The sequence below is a fragment of the Myxococcus qinghaiensis genome (assembly GCF_024198215.1).
Classification (GTDB): Bacteria; Myxococcota; Myxococcia; order Myxococcales; family Myxococcaceae; genus Myxococcus; species Myxococcus qinghaiensis.
In genome coordinates, this window is the sequence record NZ_JAKCFA010000010.1 from 125457 (window position 1) to 143804 (window position 18348).

15 protein-coding genes are annotated in these 18348 nt (G+C 69.2%); 10 read left to right on the forward strand and 5 right to left on the reverse strand.

Going from position 1 to position 18348, the window contains the following annotated elements; translation table 11 throughout:
* Nucleotides 1-20: 20 nt before the first annotated feature.
* The 3 genes from LZ199_RS20365 to LZ199_RS20375 all read left to right on the forward strand — a co-directional run bounded on the left by LZ199_RS20365 (nucleotide 21) and on the right by LZ199_RS20375 (nucleotide 1579).
* Nucleotides 21-290 carry a hypothetical protein gene (locus LZ199_RS20365; RefSeq protein WP_253995402.1) on the forward strand — a complete coding sequence of 90 codons (270 nt, stop codon included), beginning with the start codon at nucleotides 21-23 and terminating at the stop codon, nucleotides 288-290.
* The gene (locus tag LZ199_RS20370) at nucleotides 287-820 is read left to right on the forward strand and encodes a DUF2243 domain-containing protein (protein WP_253995403.1); all 534 of its coding nucleotides are present in this window, start codon (nucleotides 287-289) and stop codon (nucleotides 818-820) included. The genes LZ199_RS20365 and LZ199_RS20370 overlap by 4 nt, the downstream gene beginning before the upstream one ends.
* A gap of 213 nt (nucleotides 821-1033) precedes the next feature.
* Nucleotides 1034-1579: a hypothetical protein gene (locus tag LZ199_RS20375; RefSeq protein ID WP_253995404.1), complete on the forward strand. Its 546-nt coding sequence runs from the start codon at nucleotides 1034-1036 to the stop codon at nucleotides 1577-1579.
* Nucleotides 1580-1770: 191 nt separating this feature from the next.
* Here the strand turns inward: LZ199_RS20375 and LZ199_RS20380 are convergent, their stop codons facing one another.
* On the reverse strand, nucleotides 1771-2490 hold the full coding sequence (locus LZ199_RS20380) for a glycosyltransferase family 2 protein (RefSeq protein ID WP_253995405.1): 720 nt from the start codon (nucleotides 2488-2490) through the stop codon (nucleotides 1771-1773).
* A gap of 201 nt (nucleotides 2491-2691) precedes the next feature.
* Between LZ199_RS20380 and LZ199_RS20385 the strand changes: the two genes are divergently transcribed.
* A complete protein-coding gene (locus tag LZ199_RS20385; RefSeq protein ID WP_267145151.1) occupies nucleotides 2692-5199 on the forward strand; it encodes an ATP-binding response regulator in 2508 nt (835 codons plus the stop codon).
* On the opposite strand, the gene LZ199_RS20400 is transcribed toward LZ199_RS20385, so the two are convergent.
* Nucleotides 5177-6619: a pyridoxal phosphate-dependent decarboxylase family protein gene (locus LZ199_RS20400; protein ID WP_253995406.1), complete on the reverse strand. Its 1443-nt coding sequence runs from the start codon at nucleotides 6617-6619 to the stop codon at nucleotides 5177-5179. The genes LZ199_RS20385 and LZ199_RS20400 overlap by 23 nt on opposite strands.
* A gap of 186 nt (nucleotides 6620-6805) precedes the next feature.
* On the opposite strand from LZ199_RS20400, the gene LZ199_RS20405 reads away from it, so the two are divergent.
* On the forward strand, nucleotides 6806-7045 hold the full coding sequence (locus LZ199_RS20405; protein ID WP_240356218.1) for a SelT/SelW/SelH family protein: 240 nt from the start codon (nucleotides 6806-6808) through the stop codon (nucleotides 7043-7045).
* Between the two features lie 51 nt (nucleotides 7046-7096).
* Here LZ199_RS20405 and LZ199_RS20410 read toward each other — a convergent pair whose 3' ends face one another.
* Together LZ199_RS20410 and LZ199_RS20415 are read right to left on the reverse strand one after the other, a co-directional pair.
* Nucleotides 7097-8767 (reverse strand): DUF1501 domain-containing protein, encoded by a 1671-nt coding sequence (locus LZ199_RS20410; protein WP_253995407.1) that lies wholly within the window; start codon nucleotides 8765-8767, stop codon nucleotides 7097-7099.
* 23 nt (nucleotides 8768-8790) lie between these two features.
* Nucleotides 8791-11187 carry a carbohydrate-binding domain-containing protein gene (locus tag LZ199_RS20415; RefSeq protein WP_253995408.1) on the reverse strand — a complete coding sequence of 799 codons (2397 nt, stop codon included), beginning with the start codon at nucleotides 11185-11187 and terminating at the stop codon, nucleotides 8791-8793.
* A gap of 211 nt (nucleotides 11188-11398) precedes the next feature.
* Between LZ199_RS20415 and LZ199_RS20420 the strand changes: the two genes are divergently transcribed.
* The 4 genes from LZ199_RS20420 to LZ199_RS20435 all read left to right on the forward strand — a co-directional run bounded on the left by LZ199_RS20420 (nucleotide 11399) and on the right by LZ199_RS20435 (nucleotide 15165).
* A complete protein-coding gene (locus LZ199_RS20420; RefSeq protein WP_253995409.1) occupies nucleotides 11399-11704 on the forward strand; it encodes a hypothetical protein in 306 nt (101 codons plus the stop codon).
* A gap of 71 nt (nucleotides 11705-11775) precedes the next feature.
* Nucleotides 11776-12600 carry a 2,3,4,5-tetrahydropyridine-2,6-dicarboxylate N-succinyltransferase gene (locus LZ199_RS20425; protein ID WP_253995410.1) on the forward strand — a complete coding sequence of 275 codons (825 nt, stop codon included), beginning with the start codon at nucleotides 11776-11778 and terminating at the stop codon, nucleotides 12598-12600.
* A gap of 63 nt (nucleotides 12601-12663) precedes the next feature.
* A complete protein-coding gene (locus LZ199_RS20430; RefSeq protein WP_253995601.1) occupies nucleotides 12664-13299 on the forward strand; it encodes a cupin domain-containing protein in 636 nt (211 codons plus the stop codon).
* Nucleotides 13300-13407: 108 nt separating this feature from the next.
* Entirely contained in the window at nucleotides 13408-15165 is a 1758-nt protein-coding gene (locus LZ199_RS20435) for a vWA domain-containing protein (RefSeq protein ID WP_253995411.1), read from the forward strand.
* Between the two features lie 52 nt (nucleotides 15166-15217).
* On the opposite strand, the gene LZ199_RS20440 is transcribed toward LZ199_RS20435, so the two are convergent.
* Entirely contained in the window at nucleotides 15218-16969 is a 1752-nt protein-coding gene (locus LZ199_RS20440) for an ankyrin repeat domain-containing protein (protein ID WP_253995412.1), read from the reverse strand.
* Between the two features lie 249 nt (nucleotides 16970-17218).
* Here LZ199_RS20440 and dapE point away from each other — a divergent pair, with 249 nt between their 5' ends.
* Nucleotides 17219-18301, forward strand: a complete 1083-nt coding sequence (gene dapE, locus LZ199_RS20445; protein WP_253995413.1) for a succinyl-diaminopimelate desuccinylase — start codon at nucleotides 17219-17221, stop codon at nucleotides 18299-18301.
* Nucleotides 18302-18348: the final 47 nt, after the last annotated feature.

Here is an 18348-nt window from a genome sequence, read left to right on the forward strand (position 1 = left end):
GCGTCTCCAGCTTGCGGGACATGAAGCGAATCGCCGCGCGGCTCAGGGCCACCGTCATCCTGGCCCTGGGCCTGATGTCGACCGGGGCCTGGGCCTGTGAGACTTGTCGTCCTCGGGTCGAGGCGGGCATCTACAACGAGCACTTCGTGGGGCGGCTCGCGCTGACGCTGATGCCGCTGCTCGTGGTGCTCTGCCTCGTCGCGCTCATCGTGGGGTTTCCCTGGGGCGCGGGCCGTCAGGGCGTGCCGGGTGCATCGGCGCGACGCCACGCCAGCCGGGAGGAGTCATGACGAACGCACTCCAGGGACCTGATGTCGCCGTGAACCGGCGTCCGCTGCTGGCCGCCGCGCTGCTGCTGGGCGTGGGCATGGGGGGCTTCGTCGACGGCATCCTGCTGCACCAGATACTGCAGTGGCACAACATGCTCGCCAGCCAGGTGCCCGTCACGGACCTGGTCAGCGCCAAGGTGAACATGTTCTGGGACGGCCTGTTCCATGCCTTCACGTGGCTGACGACGGCGGCGGGGCTCGTGCTGTTGTGGCGTGCCGGGAGGCGCGTGGACGTCCCCTGGAGTGGACGCATCCTGTCGGGAGGCGTGCTCGCGGGGTGGGGTCTCTTCAACGTCGTCGAAGGACTCATCGACCACCAGCTCCTCGGACTTCACCATGTGAAGCCTGGCCCGCATGAGCTCGCGTGGGACCTGGGCTTCCTCGCGTTCGGTGTCGTGTTGCTGCTCGTGGGCGGAGCGCTCATGCGCGCGGGGCGCGAGGACACCCGAGCACGGGGAGGCCGCCCCTTGCGTCCCCTGCACGCCCACTGAAGGTCCCGCCGCTCAGGCGTCGTGCCTCAGTGCCTCCCTTACGAGAGGCTCCTCGTGTCGCGGTCGGATGCTTGCCCGCCGCGCGGTCCGGAAGGGAGGCGATGCGCCTGCGCGTCACGCCCTCCGAGCGGGAGCCCGATGCGCCCGGACAACCCCTTTCGTCCCGCCGCTTCGTTTTCAAATTGAGACATCCACAGCGGTGGGAGCATGACCATGAAATTTTTCCGAAGTGGATGGCTGATGGGCGCGCTGGTGTCAGCGATGGTGTTTGGGTGGGGCTGTGAATCTCGACGGGCCTCCGAGGCGCAGGAACAGCAGGACACCAGCGGTTCGGGAAGCACGACGGGGTCGCAGATAGGCGGGCCGGCGACAGGTGGTGGAACCGGTGGTAGCGGCGCGGGCTCCAACTCCGGAACCACGGGCTCCGGCATCAACGACACGGGCTCCGGTGGCAGTGGTTCAACGGGCGCTGGTGGCAGTGGCGCGAGCGGCACCGGGAGCACGGACACCTCGGGCAGCAGCAGCACGAACGACCCGGCCACCAGCGGAACGAGCCCGAGCGGCACCGGTGGTACCGGAGCGAGTGGAACCAGCATCGGCAACCCGAACACCACGGGAGGGACCGGAGGCGCGGGCTCCAGCGGCGGCTCGGGAGTGGGGCTCGATGGCACCAGCACCGGGAGCGGCACCAGCACTGGAAGCGGCACCAGCACCGACGGGAACACGAGCGGGAGTGGAAGCAACGGCACGAGGCGTTAGCCCGTGACGGATGAGACCGGGCCGCGCGCGTTGGCGCTGGCCCGAACCCTCACCCCTTCCAACGGAGGAGGCGCGTCCGGGACTGACGCGAGCGCGGAACAGCGGAGGCGCGGCCCTTTCCACCCAGTCCCCTGTCCGCGGGACGGAGAGAGGCGCGGCGTCCAGGACCGCCGAGCGGCCCGGACCGCGCGCTATCGCTTCAGCGCGTACTTGCCGATGACGTAGAGGGCGCGCACGCCGTCCTTCCAGCCAATCTTCTTGCCCTCTTCGTACGTGCGCCCGTGGTAGCTGATGGGCACCTCGAAGATGCGCCAGTTGCCGCGCGCCACCTTGGCGGTGATTTCGGGCTCGAAGCCGAAGCGGTCCTCCTCCACCTCGACGGAGCGCAGCACCTCGGCGCGGAAGGCCTTGTAGCAGGTCTCCATGTCCGTGAGGTTCAGCCCGCTCGTCATGTTGGAGAGCGTGGTCAGGATGTTGTTGAGCACCGTGTGCCAGTAGTACAGCACCCGCCGGGGCGTCCCCGTGAAGCGGCTTCCAAAGACGACGTCCGCCTCACCGTCCAGGATGGGCTGAATCACCTTCGGGATATCCTTCGGGTCGTATTCCAGGTCCGCGTCCTGCACGAGGATGATGTCCCCCGTCGCCTCGGCGAAGCCGCGCCGCAGCGCCGCGCCCTTGCCCTGGTTCTGCTCCTGGAACAGCACCCGGACTTCGTTCCGGTTCTTGGGGGACCCACCCAACACGCCCACCCCCTGCTCCGCGAGCTGCTGGAGCAGTTCCCGACTTCCGTCCCGGGAGCAATCATCCACCAGGACGAGCTCCTTCGGAAAATCGACGGCGATGCAGCGGCGCAGCAGCTCCGCGAGGGTGGGAATCTCGTTGTAAACAGGAATGACAAGAGAGACGAGCATGGCGGTGTGCGCTCTACCTCATTTCGACCCCGGGGGCGACTGTCCAGCACCCGGCGCGAAGTCCCAAGGTGCATGCCCTTTCCTCGCGCGAGGGTGTGAGATGGGCGGTGTCTAGAGTCGCCTGCTTTTCGTGGAATGCTCCGTTGAGGGGAGGGCCTGGGGGGGGCTCCCCTTTCATTCGGGACAGCGGAAGGGAACGCCATGAACGACCAGCTCGGACGTGCGGTGCGCGGCGCGGTTTCCCTGGAGCGGTTTACCCTGGTGGATGAGGGCCCCTGGACGGGGCTGCGGGACTTTTTCTATGGCGCCTGGAACATGCCGCACGGCCACTGCTACCTGTGGAAACAGGACCTGGTGGCGATGCATGTCGTTTCGGACGCCTTCATCGGCTCCGCCTACTTCTTCATCTCCCTGACGCTGTACGCCATGGTGAAACGCAGCCGCCTGCCCTTCGGCGGGATGATTCTGTCCTTTGGCGTCTTCATCGCCGCGTGTGGGCTGACGCACCTGATGGAGGTGTGGAACGTCTGGTACTCGGCCTACTACCTGGGGGGCGGCATCAAGGTGGTGACGGCGGTGGCGTCGGTGGCCACGGGCATGTACCTGGTGCCGCTGCGCGGGCGGGTGGTGGAGTTCACGGACGCGGCGCGGCTCTCCGAGGAGCGCCGGGTGCGTCTGGAGAAGAGCTCCCTGGAGCTGGAGGACCTGTACGCGCGACTGAAGGAGTCGGAGGCGCAGCGCACGGGCTTCTTCGCCAATGTCAGCCATGAGCTGCGCACGCCGCTGACGCTCATCCTGGGGCCGGTGGAGCGGCTGCTGCACGACGGGGAGCTGCCCGAGTCCGCCCACAAGGACCTGGAGGTGGTGCGCCGCAACGCGCGGGTGTTGCTGCGGCACGTGAATGCGCTCCTGGACGTGGCCAAGCTGGACGCGGGGAAGATGCGCCTCCAGTACGAGGAGGCGGACCTGGCGAGGCTGGTGCGGCTGGGCGCGGAGAACTTCGAGGGCCTGGCGGCGGAGCGCCGGCTGGACTTCACGCTGGAGCTGCCGGACATGCTGCCAGCGCAGGTGGACGCCGAGAAGCTGGACCGCGTGGTGCTGAACCTCCTGTCCAACGCGGCCAAGTTCACTCCGCCGGGCGGCGGCATCCGTGTCGCGCTGAGCGCGGAGGCAGGCCGGGCCCGTCTGGTGGTGGAGGACACCGGGCCGGGCGTGCGGCTGGAGCTGAGAGAGGCCATCTTCGAGCGCTTCCGCCAGGGGGACGAGGCCACGGTGAGGGACTCGGGAGGCACCGGGCTGGGGCTGGCCATCACCCGTGACTTCGTGATGCTGCACGAGGGGCGCGTCTGGGTGGAGGACCGGCCGGGAGGGGGTGCCCGCTTCGTGGTGGAGCTGCCGCTGATGGCGCCCGAGGGCGTGAAGCTGCTGGCCCGGCCGGAGCTGGAGGGCCGGGTGGAGCAGCGCGCGGCGGCGCGCGCGGAGCTGGACGTGCTGCGGCCGGAGGCGCGGGAGGTGATGGCGTCGACGCGCGCGGAGGACTCGAGCCGCCCGCGCGTGCTGGTGGTGGAGGACACGCGGGAGATGCGCCGCTTCGTGGTGGAGACGCTGTCGAAGGACTTCCAGGTGGCCACCGCGGTGGACGGCGTGGACGGGCTGGTGCAGGCGGAGCGGATGCAGCCGGACGTCATCGTCAGCGACTTGATGATGCCGCGCATGGGGGGAGACCAGCTGGTGCGCGCGGTGCGCTCGCGTCCCGGAATCGAGTCCACGCCCATCCTGCTGCTCACCGCGCGCGCGGACGATGCGATGCGGGTGGACCTGCTGCGCACGGGGGCGCAGGACTACGTGGTGAAGCCCTTCGTGTCCGAGGAGCTGGTGGCGCGGGTGACGAACCTGGCGGTGATGAAGCGCACGCGCGAGGTGCTCCAGGGCCTCCTGGCCGCGCGCTCGGTGGACCTGGAGGCGATGGCGCGCGAGCTGGGCATGCGCAAGCGCCAGTTGGAGGTGGCGCTGGAGACCACCGAGCGCGCCAGCACGTCGCGCAGCACGCTGCTCCAGTTGGTGTCGCACGAGCTGCGCACGCCGCTGTCGGTGCTCCAGCTCACCCAGCACGCCCTCCAGAAGGAGCTGGACGGCATGCCGCCCCGGGCCTTGGACATGTTCGACCGGATGCACCGCTCCACGGTGCGGCTGCGGGACATGGTGGAGATGGTGCTCCAGTACAACCAGTTGGAAGAGGGACGGCTGGTGGTGAGGCGTCAGGCGGTGGACCTGGGCGAGGTGGTGGAGGAGGTGGTGGAGGAGGCGCGCGCGGAGGCGCGGCGCAAGGGCCTGGCGCTGGAGCTGGAGCGTCCCCCCGGCAAGGCGGTGGCGCGCACGGACCCGCGCATCGTCCAGATGGTGCTGCTCAACCTGGTGACGAACGCGGTGAAGTACACCGAGAAGGGCGGCGTGTCGGTGGCGGTGGAGGCGCGTCCCGAGGGCTGGCGGCTGCGGGTGCGCGACACCGGCCCGGGCATCCCCCGCGCCGCGCATGCGCGTGTCTTCGAGCCCTTCGAGCACCTGGAGCCCTTGGACCACAAGTCCAAGCCGGGCGTGGGCCTGGGGCTGACGCTGGTGCGGGAGATGGTGTCGGTGTTGGGCGGCGTCGTCTCGGTGGCCTCCGAGCCCGGCGTCGGCAGCGAGTTCACCGTCGAGCTGCCGTCCTGAGCGCCTCCATCAGCGCGTCCAGGTCCGCGTCGGTGGTGAGGGGGTTGATGAGGGTGACGCGCAGGTGGACGCCCGAGGGCAGCTTCGTCTGCACCAGGTAGAAGTCCCCGCGCGTCACCAGCCGCTCGCGCAGCCGCGCCTGCAGGGCGTCCCATTCCCCGGGCGGGACGTGCGCGGGCGTGTGGCGGAAGCAGACGATGTTGCAGTCGGGGGAGACGGGCACGTCGAAGTCGGAGGCGGCGGACAGGCGCTCGGCGAAGCGGCGGGCCAGGGTGTACGACTCCGTCACCGCGTCAGCGAACAGGCGCGTGCCCAGCACGCTGAGGCAGGCGTAGAGCTTGAGCGCCATCATCTCCTTGGTGCACTCCATCGTCCGCAAGGCCACGTCGCTCCAGGGGCGCTCCGTGTCGCCGAAGAGGTAGCTGGCCTCCTGGGCGAAGGACTCGAAGGAGCGCGCGCCGTCGCGGAAGAGGACGGCCGTGACGAGCGCGGGCATGAGCAGGCCCTTGTGCGCGTCCCAGACGACGGAGTCGGCGCGGTCGATGCCCCGCGCCTGGTGGCGGTACTCGGAGCTGAGCACGGCGGCGGCGCCATGCGCGGCGTCCACGTGGAACCACAGGCCGTGGCGCTCGCAGAAGTCGGCCACGGGCTCCAGCGGGTCGAACGCGCCGGTGGAGGTGGAGCCGGCGCTGGCGACGACGGCGATGACCTTGCGCCCCGCGCGCGTGGCCGCGTCCAGCGCGGGCTCCAGGCCTTCCGGGCGCAGCCGGAAGCGCTCGTCGACGGGGAGGGGCACCACGCCGCCCGCGCCCCAGCCCATGACGCGCGTGGCGCGCGACAGGCAGTAGTGCGCCGTCGTCGGCACCAGCACGGCGAGCGGCGGGCCCGCGTGCGCGCCGTCATTCCACGCGTCATAGCCGGCCTTCGCCTGTCGCGCGGCGAGCAGCGCGGTGAGGGTGCCGAGCGAGCCGCCCGAGGTCAGCACCCCGTCGCTGGACTCCGGCAGGCCCAGGCGCGCCGCCATCCACCTGAGCACGTTGCGCTCCATGGCGGTGGAGACGGGGCCCATCTCGTACACGGCCATGCCGTTGTTGAGCAGGGAGGACACGGCGTCGCACAGCGCGGCCAGCGGCACCGGGGCCGTCACCTGGTGGCCCACGTAGCGCGGGTGGTGCAGGTGGTTGGAGCCGGAGAGCACGCGCGCCACCAGCTCCGCGAAGTCGCCCGTGGGCTCCTCCGGAAAGGATGCGGAGAAGCGGTCCACGTTCACCGCTGGCGCTGCCCACGGCAGCACGGGCATTCCCTCGCCGCGTTGGGCCTGTCCCAGGTAGTCCGCCAGCGTGTCCACCAGCGTGCGGCCCTCGCGACGGAAGGCCTCGGTGTCATAGGCGGCGGCGATGCGCTCACGAAAGTCGGTCATGGCGAAGCGGGAACCTAGCCGCGTCGGGTGGCGCCGTCTTCGGGCGCGAGCGGGGTGCCCGAAGTCCCGCTCGCCAATGAACGACTGGTGGGTCCAGGGGAGGGCAAGCAGGCTGGTCCGCGCACTCGAAACGCATTATCTCCAGAGGACGGGCACAGCCGATGCGCCCGGCGGAGGAGACGCACCATGGCGGACGCGAAGCAGGTCTCGATTACCTACTGTAATTCCTGAGGCTACAAGCCTCGGGCCGCCCGTGCGGCGGCCGTGCTGAAGGACGAACTGGATGTAGAGACGGAGCTGAAGCCAGGACCGTCGGGCAGCTACGAGGTCCGGGTCGGCGACAAGGTGGTCATCCGGAAGGACTCGCTGGCCTTCCCCACGGACCAGGAGGTGGTCGACGCGGTAGCGCGCGCCCTGGACGGATGAGCCGCGCAGGGAGGGCGACCCGGAGCGCAACTCCAGGTCGCCTTCGTCACCTCAGCGCTTGATGAACTTCATCGCCGGCCTGTCGTTCTTGCCCTTGCCCGCGGCCTTCAGGGCCGCGGGGTCCAGGCCGGACAGGTGCAGCGCCGTCGCGTACAGGTGGCCCGCGTCGGAGATGAAGCTGTTGGCGTTCTTCGTCCTGCCCGAAATCAACAGGCCCGTGTCCGGGTCATAGGCCGGGTCCAGCGTGCCGTCCGGCATCATGGGGATGCCGTCCAGCGAGACGCTGCCCACGCGGCCGTACTGCGTGTTGCCGCGCACGGTGCCACCCAGGAAGGCCGCGCTGTTCACCCGCCAGTGCTGGCAGCAGTCCTGGAGCATGATTTCTTCGTACTTCTGCGCGTCCGTCACCCCCGCCTTGGTGAGGATGCCCTCCACGTCGCCCTGAATCGTGCGGCCCATCTCCGAGGCGAGGACGATGGTGGTGAAGTCGTAGTAGCTCTTGCCCGTCGTCCCGTACGGCGTCGACTTGAGCTTCGCCACCAGCGTCTTGAGCGGGTTCCAGAGGTTCTTGCGCATGGTGTCGCGCTGCTCCGTCTGGCCCTTGTTGCTCATGATGGAGCGCCTGTCGCGGTGCGTGTCGAACTGGCGCAGGCCCCGGTTCTCGATGAAGAAGCCGATGGACAGCCCCTTCGTCATCATCTCGTACGTCATCAACGCCTGCACGTTGGTGTTGGGCGTCTCCTTCGTGCGAGCGGGGTTGCCGTTGATGGACGAGGAGTCGGTGGCCTCGTCCGCGGCGGTGACGCCGAACTCGGCGCGCAGCGTGGTGTTGGTGAACAGCGTGCGCGGGTCCAGGTTGATGCTGCCGCCGGCCGTCAGCGCGCGGTGAATCTGGAGCGCGGACGAGAAGGCGCGCACAGACTCGCTGTTCTTCTCCGCCAGGAAGCTGGCCTGGAGGTTGTCGGTGAACTGGCGGATGCGCGCGTCGCGCTGACCCTGCGCCACGTTGCCCAAAGAAGACAGCCGGTCGCGCATCGCCGCGGGCGTCTTGCCGTAGAGCGTGTGGGCGTGCACCGGGCCCAGCTTCTCGTAGTAGCCGGTGCCCTCCGGATAGGAGGGAATGGACAGCTCACCGTCCGACAGCCAGCGGTGCCAGGAGACGTGGGGCAACAGGAAGCCCGTGCCGTACGCCTCGCAGAACGCCTGCATCACCGTGCGCTCGTCCGCGTTGCGCTTGCCGGACAGTGACGCGCTGTACTTGCCGTAGTGGTACTCCCACCGGCCGCCGGAGTGGAAGGTGTTGCCGTTGTGGCTGGACACCACCGACATGTCCGGGAACAGCTCCAGGCCGTCCTGCGCCAGGTAGCCGTACTGGATGTTGCCCTGCGTCCGGGGCGGGTCCGACGGCGTGGTGCCGTAGTTCTTCGGACGGTAGCGGTGCTGCGTCCAGGAGGGCACGGGCCGCAGCTCTCCGGCGGGGATGACCCGGATGGAGTCATTGGGCGTGTGGACGGGGTTGAACATCGAGTACCCGTCCCAGCCTCCCTCCTGGAACCAGTAGATGAGGAAGTGCGGGTTGTCGGCCTCGGCGGCGGCGGCCTCGGCGAAGCCCAGCTCCTTCTTCGTCCCGGGCACCCCGAAGGAGCGGAAGAAGCGGAGCCAGTCCAGGGTGCTGATGGCGGCGCCCGCTGCGGCGCCCGCGAGGAATCGGCGGCGGTTCATGGCGGCGGTCCTTTGGGGCGCGGTTACTGGCGCAGGTATTCGGGCGAGGTGGCGAGAGTCTTGAGCACGGCCTTCAGGCTGCCGCGCTGTTCCTGGCTGACATCCCAGAGGCGCTTGTAGATGACGCGCTCGTCCTCCTGGTGCCGCATCTCCCGGCCGAAGAGGAGGGCGAACTGGGCGTTGAGCGTGCGGCGCACGAAGGCCTCCTTCTTCACCGCCTGGGTGGCGAAGGCCTCCATGCCCGAGCCCTTGAAGGCATACGTGCTGGCCAGGTTCCGGTCCGTGTCGTCCAGCGTGACGCCCTGCTCATCCGCCGTGCGGTAGTTGCCCTCGTCGTCCCACTTCAGGCGCTGGTGCGCCAGCGGGGTGAGCGTCTGGTGGCAGGAGAAGCAGATGCTGCTGGGGTCCACCGTGGAGGAGGCCGTGGCCGCGCCGCGCATGTCGAAGACCTCGGCGGGCACCTCGTACATGGTCCCCATGAAGTCCGTCATCACGCGGGCCGCGTAGTTGTAGTGCGGCAGGCCCGGCTTGTTCTTGATGAAGCCCTTCATGGTGAGCACGCCCGTCTTGCCGTGCTGCGAGGGCCGCGTCACCTGCTTGAAGGCCGCGTCCACCGAGTAGTCACCGACGAGCAGCTCTTGCAGAGGGCGCTCCTGGTCGACGAGGAAGGTCCACAGGCGCGCGGGCTCGTCCGTGTCGGCGGTGCCCTCGCTCTCCGTGCGCACGCGCATGCGGCGGAAGTAGTTGGAGCGGAAGTCCGCCGACGCCAGGTAGGCGTCCACCAGGGCCTCCCACGTCTTCGTGCCGCTCTCCAGCGCGGTGAAGTCCGCGGCCGTGGGCGGGTGGCCCAGCAGGTCCTGCGCCAGCTTCACCAACAGCAGCCTGTCGCGCTCCTTGCCGGAGAGCTTCTCGTAGGAGGGCGGCAGGGTGAAGAGGAAGTCGGGGGCGCGCATCAGGCCCTCGCACAGGCCGCTCCACGCCTTGGTGGCGTTGGCCTCGATGTCCATCAGGCTCGTCACCAGCGCGTAGCCGTTGGCGCGCTCCTGCGACGTCGCGGCGCGGTACAGCATCCGCCGGTAGAGGGTGTCCACCTTGGCCTTCGCCGCGTCCGCGCGAGTCGTGCCGGTGGCGGCCTCCGTGGGGCCGTACACCACCAGCGCGTCCACGTGCAGGTTGCGGTCGCAGACGCCCGTCTCGCCGTAGTCGTTGGTGAAGGCCACCGTGAGGATGTGGTCCCCGCCGGTGACGGCCTGCGTGTGCACGAAGTCCGCGTAGGCCGTGTTGTTGGGGACGGGCCACTCCTTCACCAGCACGCCGTCCACCTTGAGCTGCAGGTTCGGCAGGTCCGGGCCGCACAAGTCCCCCTTGGCCTTCACCGTGAAGCGGTAGGTGGCGGACGCGGGGAAGACATACGGCTGGAGCGTGGTGAGGGTGCCGGTGGTGTAGAGGTTCCACCCGGTGCTGCCGGACTTGCCGCCCGTGCTCGCCAGAATCTGCGTGCCGGCGGGGATGGTGGTGCCGTCTTTCGCGGCGGCCTCCATCTCATACGTCTTGGTGGTGGGCGCGGGGATGTCCGTCAGCGGCAGGCCCAGGTCCACGCCGGTGAAGGGCCCCGTCTTCGCGGTGGCGGCCGTGAGGCACACGTCGCGAGACAGGTCATCCAGGCCCAGGAAGAAGTCGGCCGAGGCCACGCGCGCCTCGACGAAGTGGTCCTTGTAGTCCACGCCGCCGAACACGCCCACGTTCTGCGCGAAGCGGTCCACGCCGCCGCGCACCCAGTCGTCGTTGAAGACGGCCTTCACCTTGCCCTTGAGCTGGTCGTAGCTCAGGAAGGGGTTGTCATACGTGGCGACGGCCGGGCCGCTGTAGGCCTCCAGCAGCGCCGGAGGAAACTCCTCGTCCGGAGGCGACGAGGGCTGCCGCGTCTCCACCGCCGCCAGCTGGCAGGTGAGGCTGGCCACCGCGGAAATCTCCTGCGCGCTCCAGGACGGCTGCGCCCTGGGCATGCGCGCGCTCTCGTCCGTGGTGACCAGGCGCGACAACATGGAGCCCGCCGACGGGGTGAGGTAGCCCGCCGCGCGGATGGCGTAGAAGTTCTCCACGCCGTTGAGGCCTACCTTGAAGAGCCGTCCGCTGGTGGGCGCGTGGCAGGAGATACAGCCCGACGTCTCCCGCACCAATGCGGGCTGCACCACCCGGTTGAAGTCGTCGGCGATGCCCGTGAGCGTCACCCCGGCGGGCACGCTCCCCAAGTCACACGGCAGCGAGCCATCCTGCTGGACCGGGGGAGGGGGCGGGTTCGGATTGCCGTAATCCGGCACGCCTTGCATGTCGAGCGTCGCCTCTCCGAGGCAACCGGCGGCGAACGACGCGAGCACTGCCACTGCGAGGCTCCACGGGCGCGCGGGGGTAGCGCTCATGTTGCCCTCCAGGGGTACGGGTGAGGGGTGACCCCATGCTGGCACGACCGTGGGGCGATTGACCAGTCGTCAACATGGCGCATTCAGAGAAAACAGGAAATTATCGGATTTGTTGGGGCTCCAGTTGCCTGTGCTGGCGAGGAAGCAGGTGGGCGAGGGGTGCTCCCAGGTAGGCGCGGGAAGGCGCAGGTTGGGAGGAGGAGGTGGACGGATGGCCTGGCCCGACACGGCGTCGCCCTATGAGCGGCGCTCCATCATTCGAGGCATGCGCGTGCGCGACGAGGGAGGCACGCTGCTGGGGTACGTGGCGCTGCTGAGCGGCACGCACATCTATGTGCGGCGCTGGCCGTTCAGCCAGAAGTGGGGACAGGTGCCGCTCTCCCGGGTGAGACACGTGACGCCGGGCGCGGTGGAGCTGGAGGGGACAGCGCCCGCGGAGAGGGCCTCCCCGTCGCTGCACGGGGAAATCACCACGCAGACACTGCCCCTGGTGGACCCGAGCGCGGCGTCGACCTGAGCACGCCGAGCCGGCCGGGGCTTGCGGTTGGGTGCGGCGCGGCGCTCCGAATTGTGATTCAAGGAGGCGCCATGTCGCCCATTGACGAGCTTGCCCAGAAGGTCTCCGCCGCGTTCGCGGACCGGACGAAGCTGAAGGACCCGGACTTCGTGTCCGCCGTGCGCGAGACGGTGGCGCGGCTGGACTCGGGCGAGCTGCGCGTGGCGGAGAAAGGCCCGGAAGGCTGGAAGGTCCACGCCTGGGTGAAGGAGGCCATCCTCCTGTTCTTCGCCGTGTCGGAGATGCAGGTGATGGAGGTGGGGCCCTTCGAGTTCCACGACAAGGTTCCCTTGAAGAAGGGCCTGGCCCAGGCGGGCGTGCGCGTGGTGCCGCCGGGCACGGTGCGCTACGGCGCCTTCGTGGAGCGGGGCGCGGTGGTGATGCCCGGCTACGTCAACATCGGCGCGCGCGTGGGCTCGGGCACCATGGTGGATACCTGGGCCACGGTGGGCAGCTGCGCGCAGGTGGGCAGCGACGTGCACCTGTCCGGAGGCGTGGGGCTGGGGGGCGTGCTGGAGCCGCCCACCGCGTCGCCCGTCATCATCGAGGACCGGGCCTTCCTGGGCAGCCGCTGCATCGTCGTGGAGGGCGTGGTGGTGGAGGAGGAGGCGGTGCTGGGCGCCAACGTGGTGCTCACCGCGTCCACGCAAATCATCGACGTCACCGGCCCCGAGGAGCGCGTCTACAAGGGCCGCGTCCCCGCGCGCAGCGTGGTGATTCCGGGGATGCGGGAGAAGCAGTTCCCGGCGGGCAAGTTCATGGTCCCCTGCGCGCTCATCATCGGCCAGCGGACACAGTCCACGGACAAGAAGACGAGCCTCAACTCGGCCCTGCGCGACTTCGCCGTGCCAGTCTGAGCGCCAGAAATCCGGAGCGGTTGACACTTCCGTAGAGGGAGTGTGACGGGACGGAATGTGACGATGGAGCACCTCGACGACATCCTGGCCGACTGGGCCCTGGGTACGCTGGACTCCCCTGCCTGGGAGGCCGCGGAGCGTCACCTGTCCACGTGCTCGCGTTGCCGGGTCGAGGCCGACCGCCTGTCCATGGCTCGCGAGGGCCTGTCGATGGCGGTGCCGCCCGTCGAGCCGCCCGCCGCCGTGCTGCGGGGGTTGATGGAGCGCATGGAGGGGCCGCGGCGCCTGGAGCGCTTCGCGGACCGGGTGGCCGCGTTCTACGACTTGTCGAGGGAGCGGACGCTGGCGCTGCTGGAGTCGCTCTCGGATGCCTCGCAGTGGCTGCCGGGGCCGGTGGAGGGCTCGGAGCTGCTGCCGGTGGAGCCGGGCCCCGCGCGCGAGGGGATGATGGCCGCGGTGCTGCGGCTGAACCCGGGCGTGTATTACCCCAGGCACACGCACCACGGCCGTGAGCAGAACCTGGTGCTGGAGGGCGGGCTGCGCGAGGACGGCGGGCACGAGGTGTGGCCGGGCGAGGAGCTGGAGAAGACGGAGGGCAGTGCCCACGGCTTCAGCGCGCTGCGGGGCCCCGCGTGTCTGTGCGCGACGCTGCTGGAGGGCGCGACGGAGTTCGAGGAAGACCTCGCCACGCCCGGGTGAGTTGTCATAGCCTCCCAGACATCTGGCGCCCCTACTTCGTCCATGAGTCCCTGATGGCTTGCCATCAGGGACGGGGCGCCGACTTTTCTTTTCAGGTCGGGAGGGGACATGCCTCAGGTGTTGCGTGAGGTGGTGGGAGCGCTGACGCACGAGGGAGCCGCGGCCTTCGACCTGTCCCAGACGGACCCGCTGACGCACCTGACCTTCACGAAGGGCTCGGCGCTGCTCGAGGAGAGCTTCTACCGGACCCAGGTGGTGGAGATTCAAAGCTACGCGGCGGCGCTGCTCGCGGCGGAGCGTCACGAGCGGGGCTTCGGCTGGAAGTTCGCCGCGTACATGCGCGACCCGGTGAAGGGGAAGGGCAATCGCATCCAGGGGAGCGTCGCGCCAGCCATCCTCGCGGCGGCGGACCCGGAGGGGCCCTTCACGGAGGAGTACACGTTCCGCTGTCTGCGACACCGCGCGGATGACGTGGCGGTGTTCCTCACGCACTTCGACAACCTGGGGCTGGGCGAGGTGCCCGAGGCGGCGCGCAAGGGCATGGCGCGGGCGCTGGCGGGCATGGACCTGTATCAGGTGCTCAAGTACGCGGGGCGGCGGTTTCCGCTGTCGCGGCGCCGGAAGAACGGCCAGCGCGCGAGCCTGCGGCTGGTGGATGCGATGGGCGTGGCGAAGGCGCACCTGGATGAGCGCACGCTGAAGCTCTACCGCTACCTGCACGCGCCCACGCGGGAGCGCTCGGCCCTGGCCCAGGGGCTGGAGTTGCTGGAGGCGCGCCGCGCGTTCTTCGGCGGCGAGGCGAGCGTGGAGAACTTCGTGAAGGGGCGGCTCTCCACGGAGCAGGCGCTGTCGTTCATGGGGTCGACGCAGGAGACGTGGCGCCGCGTGCTGGACGTGCCGGGGCTCTTGCCGGACCTGGCCTTCAAGGGCTACCTGCGCGCGATGTACCGGGCCGGCATGCCGGTGGAGGTGCTGCTGGCGGAGGCGCGCAAGCGTCGCTTCGCGGGGCTGTGGCCGCATCAGGTGTACATGGGGTGGTTCGCGGCGATGTGGGGCAAGACGCGGCAGGACTCCCAGGGGGAGGACTGCTTCCACTCGGACCCGGAGCCGGCCATCGCGCCTGTCTTCGAGGTCATCCTGGAGAGGGTGTGCGAGGGCTTGTTGCCGGAGGGCAAGAGCCTGGGCCTCGCGGACATCTCCGGCTCCATGTTCGCCACGAAGCTGGGCGGGGCGAAGAGCTCCGCGCACGTGGGGGACGTGGCGGTGGTGCTGGCCGCGGTGATGTCGCGCGAGCTGGGGTACGCGGCGACGTTCTCCGATGACATCTTCGTGGAGGACCTCGCGCCGGGGGAGGGTGTGCTCGACCTGTCCGCCAGGCTGCGCGGCGGGCAGGGGTGGGGCGGCACGCAGGTGGTGAACGCGGTGATGAACCTCATCACCCTGCTGCTGAAGAATCCCTCGCGGCCGAGGCCCCGCACGCTCTACTTCTTCTCCGACATGCAGTTCCATCCGCCGGAGGTCCAGAGCGTGGACCCGGCCCTGGTGGAGTCGCTGCGAAAGAAGGGCCTCGAGTTCGACGCGAGCGTGCCGCCGCTCCAGGCCGTGCTCCAGGCGTGGCACCACGCGCTGGGTCCGGTGGACGTGGTGCTGTGGAACCTGGAGGCCTACGACAACGCGCCGCTGCCCTCGCGGGTGCCCAACGTGTTGATGCTCGCGGGCTTCGACGCCAACTCGTTCCGCCACGTGTCCGCGTGGCAGGCGTCAGGCAGCCCGGCGCTTCCCGCGAAGGCCCAGGCGGTGACGGCCGCTGACGCGGGCGGCGTGAAGAATCCGGGCGTGGAGCTCGACTTCATCCGGACGTTCTGACGGGCGGCTTCGGGCGCGGGAGAGCTGTTCCCGCGCCTGCAGCGCGAGGCTCCTACTTCTTCTGCTGCTTGCGGAAGACGGGCAGCCCCTTGCTGATGCGGTCGAAGAGCGCTCCCTTGTCGAGCTGCGGCGTCTCTTCATCCTCGTCGTCGTCTGACTCCTCTTCATCGTCGGAGTCGTCGTCCGCTGCCTCTTCGTCGCCGGAGTCCTCGTCGTCCGAGTCCTCTTCGCCGTCGGAGTCCTCGTCGTCGGATTCCTCATCGTCGGATTCCTCATCGTCGGAGTCCTCTTCATCATCCGAGTCGACGTCGTCGGAGTCCTCCTCGTCGGAGTCCTCTTCATCGTCCGAGTCGACGTCATCGGAGTCCTCGTCGTCGAGGTCCTCCACGTCGGAGTCCTCCTCGTCCAGGTCCTCCTCGTCCGACTCCTCCTCCTCGGGTACCTCCTTGGCGCCCTCGAACACCTGGTCGACGAAGATGGCGCGGAGGTCATCGGCCACGCCGTCGCCGTAGCCCTGGGCGTAGGTGTCGATGTCGAAGTGGTGCTCGGCCTCGACGGTGGCATCGACGGCGTGCTCATCCTCGATGACGACCTTGGCCCGGATGGTGTCCGCGCTCAGGATGTGGTCGTTGTAGTAGCCGAGCACCACGTCACGCGCCTCGATGTCGCCCCCGACGCTGAACTCTCCGGAGGTGTAGAGCCCGTGGCACTTCAGGTCGCCCAGGATGTTCACGAGCGAGTCATTCCCAGCGTCCCACACCACGCCGTGCACGATGACGTCGCCCGTCACCGCGAAGGGCTTCTGGATATCCAGGTCGCCGTCCACCTCCAGGTCGCCGTGGTGGAAGAAGGCGCGCTTCAGCGTCAGCGGGCCCTTCAGTCTGACCGTGCGCTCCTCCACTCCGAGCACATCGCTCACGGCCTCCAGCTTGTCCAACGCATCGCTCGGCTCACCGAAGCTGTGCAGCCCCGTGGCCAGCTCCTGCGCCGAGCTCACCGCGTGCTTGAAGGAGAGCTTCTTGCCCTCCAGCGCCTTCGTCAGCGCGGCCTCGTCGATGGGGAAGGGCGCGAACACGTCGGTGGGGTCGTGCGGGAAGGCAACGCTCGCCTTGCCTCCGGCGTCCTCCAGCGCCTTGATGGACGCGACGAAGCCCGGCGTGCGCTTGTTGTGGGCCACCCACACCTCCTCCTTGGTGCGCAGCCCCACACCCAGCGGCGTGCGTCCCATCCCGTCGAGGGCATTCACTTCCGCGCCGCGCTCGATGAGCAGCTTCACGAGCTCTGGCTTGCCCACGCCCATCGCGCGATGAAGCGGCGTCTGTCCCGAGTCGTCCCGCACGTTGACGGCCGCGCCCGCGTCCAGGACCTCCCGGTAGATGGCCTCGGTCGACAGTCTGAACGCGCCGCCGTTCCGGTCCTTCACCTCCGAGGGAACCTTGCCGCCCGCGGCGCGCAGCACCCGGATGAGCTCCAGCGCCCGGTGCTCACTGTCCTTGTCCGGCTCGTAGGTGACGGCGTGTATCAGCGGTGTCTGCTGATGGTGGTCGCGCGCATTCACATCCGCGCCCGCTTCGATGAGCGCCCGCGCCACTTCGACGCTGGGGAGCGGCTCGCCCTTCGAGTAGGGCGCCTGCACGGCGAGGTGCAGGGCCGTCATGCCGTACTGGTTGCCCGCCTTCACGTCAGCGCCTTCGGCGACGGCCTTCTTCACGGCCTCCGGAGTCAGTTCGTTCTTCCAGCGGGCCTTGGACTCGCAGAGCGAGAGCAGGGCCTGGGTCGCGTCACTGTTCGACTTCGCCGACATTTCAGCCTCGGAGGTGGAAAGCGGCGCGAGTGTCCGGGAAGCCCCGTGCACTGTCACCCGCAATCCCGCCGGGTGGGTTTCGTCGAGCGCCGCCCCTCACCCGGAGCATGGGCGAGGCCCCATGTCATGGGTTTTCCACAAATCGATGACTTCAAGCCCCTTGTTCTGCCTGCTTGCCGACCCCGTTCGTCGTCGCCATGGAGGGGAGACCAGCGGGCGGGGGTGAGGTGGCGCTATGGTGCGTGGCGTATGTCCTCCCAAGACCTCGCCATGAGGCTCGCCCGCACGACGCTCGAGCTGTGCCGCATCTCCAGCCCCATCACCCACGAAGGCCCCATCGCCGACTTCGTCGAGCGCTGGGCGCTCCAGCACTTCCCCGCGAGGGAGGTCTTCCGGGTGGGGCACACGTTGCTGCTGGGTCGCCTGGATGACCCTCGCCCCACGGTGGCGCTCATCGGCCACCTGGACACGGTGCCCGCGCACCCCAGTGACGTGGGGCGGGAGCCTCGCATCGAGGGTGAGCGCGTCTTCGGCCTGGGTGCTTCGGACATGAAGGGCGGGCTGGCGGTGATGATGGCGCTGGCGGAGGACCTGCGCCGCGACACGCTGCCCGTGAATCTGGCGTTCCTCTTCTACGAGCGCGAAGAGGGCGCCTATGCGGAGAGCGGCTTGATTCCCCTCTTCGCGAAGCGGCCGGACCTGGCGGGCGTGAAGTTCGGCATCGCGATGGAGCCCACGGACAGCGAGGTGCAGGTGGGCTGCGTCGGCTCCATGCAGGTGACGGTGCGCTTCACCGGGCGCAGCGCGCACTCGGCGCGGCCGTGGCAGGGGGAGAATGCCATCCACAAGGCGGGGCCGTTCCTCACGGAGCTGCTGGCCCGTCAGCGTGTGGAGGTGAATGTCGACGGCTTCCGCTTCTATGAGGTCATCAACGCCACGCTCGCCAAGGGTGGGCGCGCGCGCAACGTCATCCCCGAGGCGTTCGAGCTGAACCTCAACTACCGCTTCGCGCCGGGCAAGAGCATCGAACAGGCGAAGGCGGATGTGCACGCGCTCGTCGCGGGCCGCGCGGAGGTGGAAATCTCGGACGCGTCACCCAGCGGGCCTGTCGTCGCCGGCAATCCGCTGTTCCAGAAGCTGCTCGCCATCACCGGGCTGCCCGCCGCGTCCAAGCAGGCGTGGACGGATGTGGCCCGCTTCGGCGAGTGGGGCGTGGATGCCATCAACTACGGCCCTGGTGAGACGGCGCAGGCCCATCAGGCCAACGAGAGCGCGCCCATCGCTCCTTTGGCCGTGGCCTACGAGAAGCTGGCCGCGTTCCTCAAGGGCTGACGGGGCGGGCTCCGCAAAGGGGGCGCGGGAGGACTAGAATCCACCGC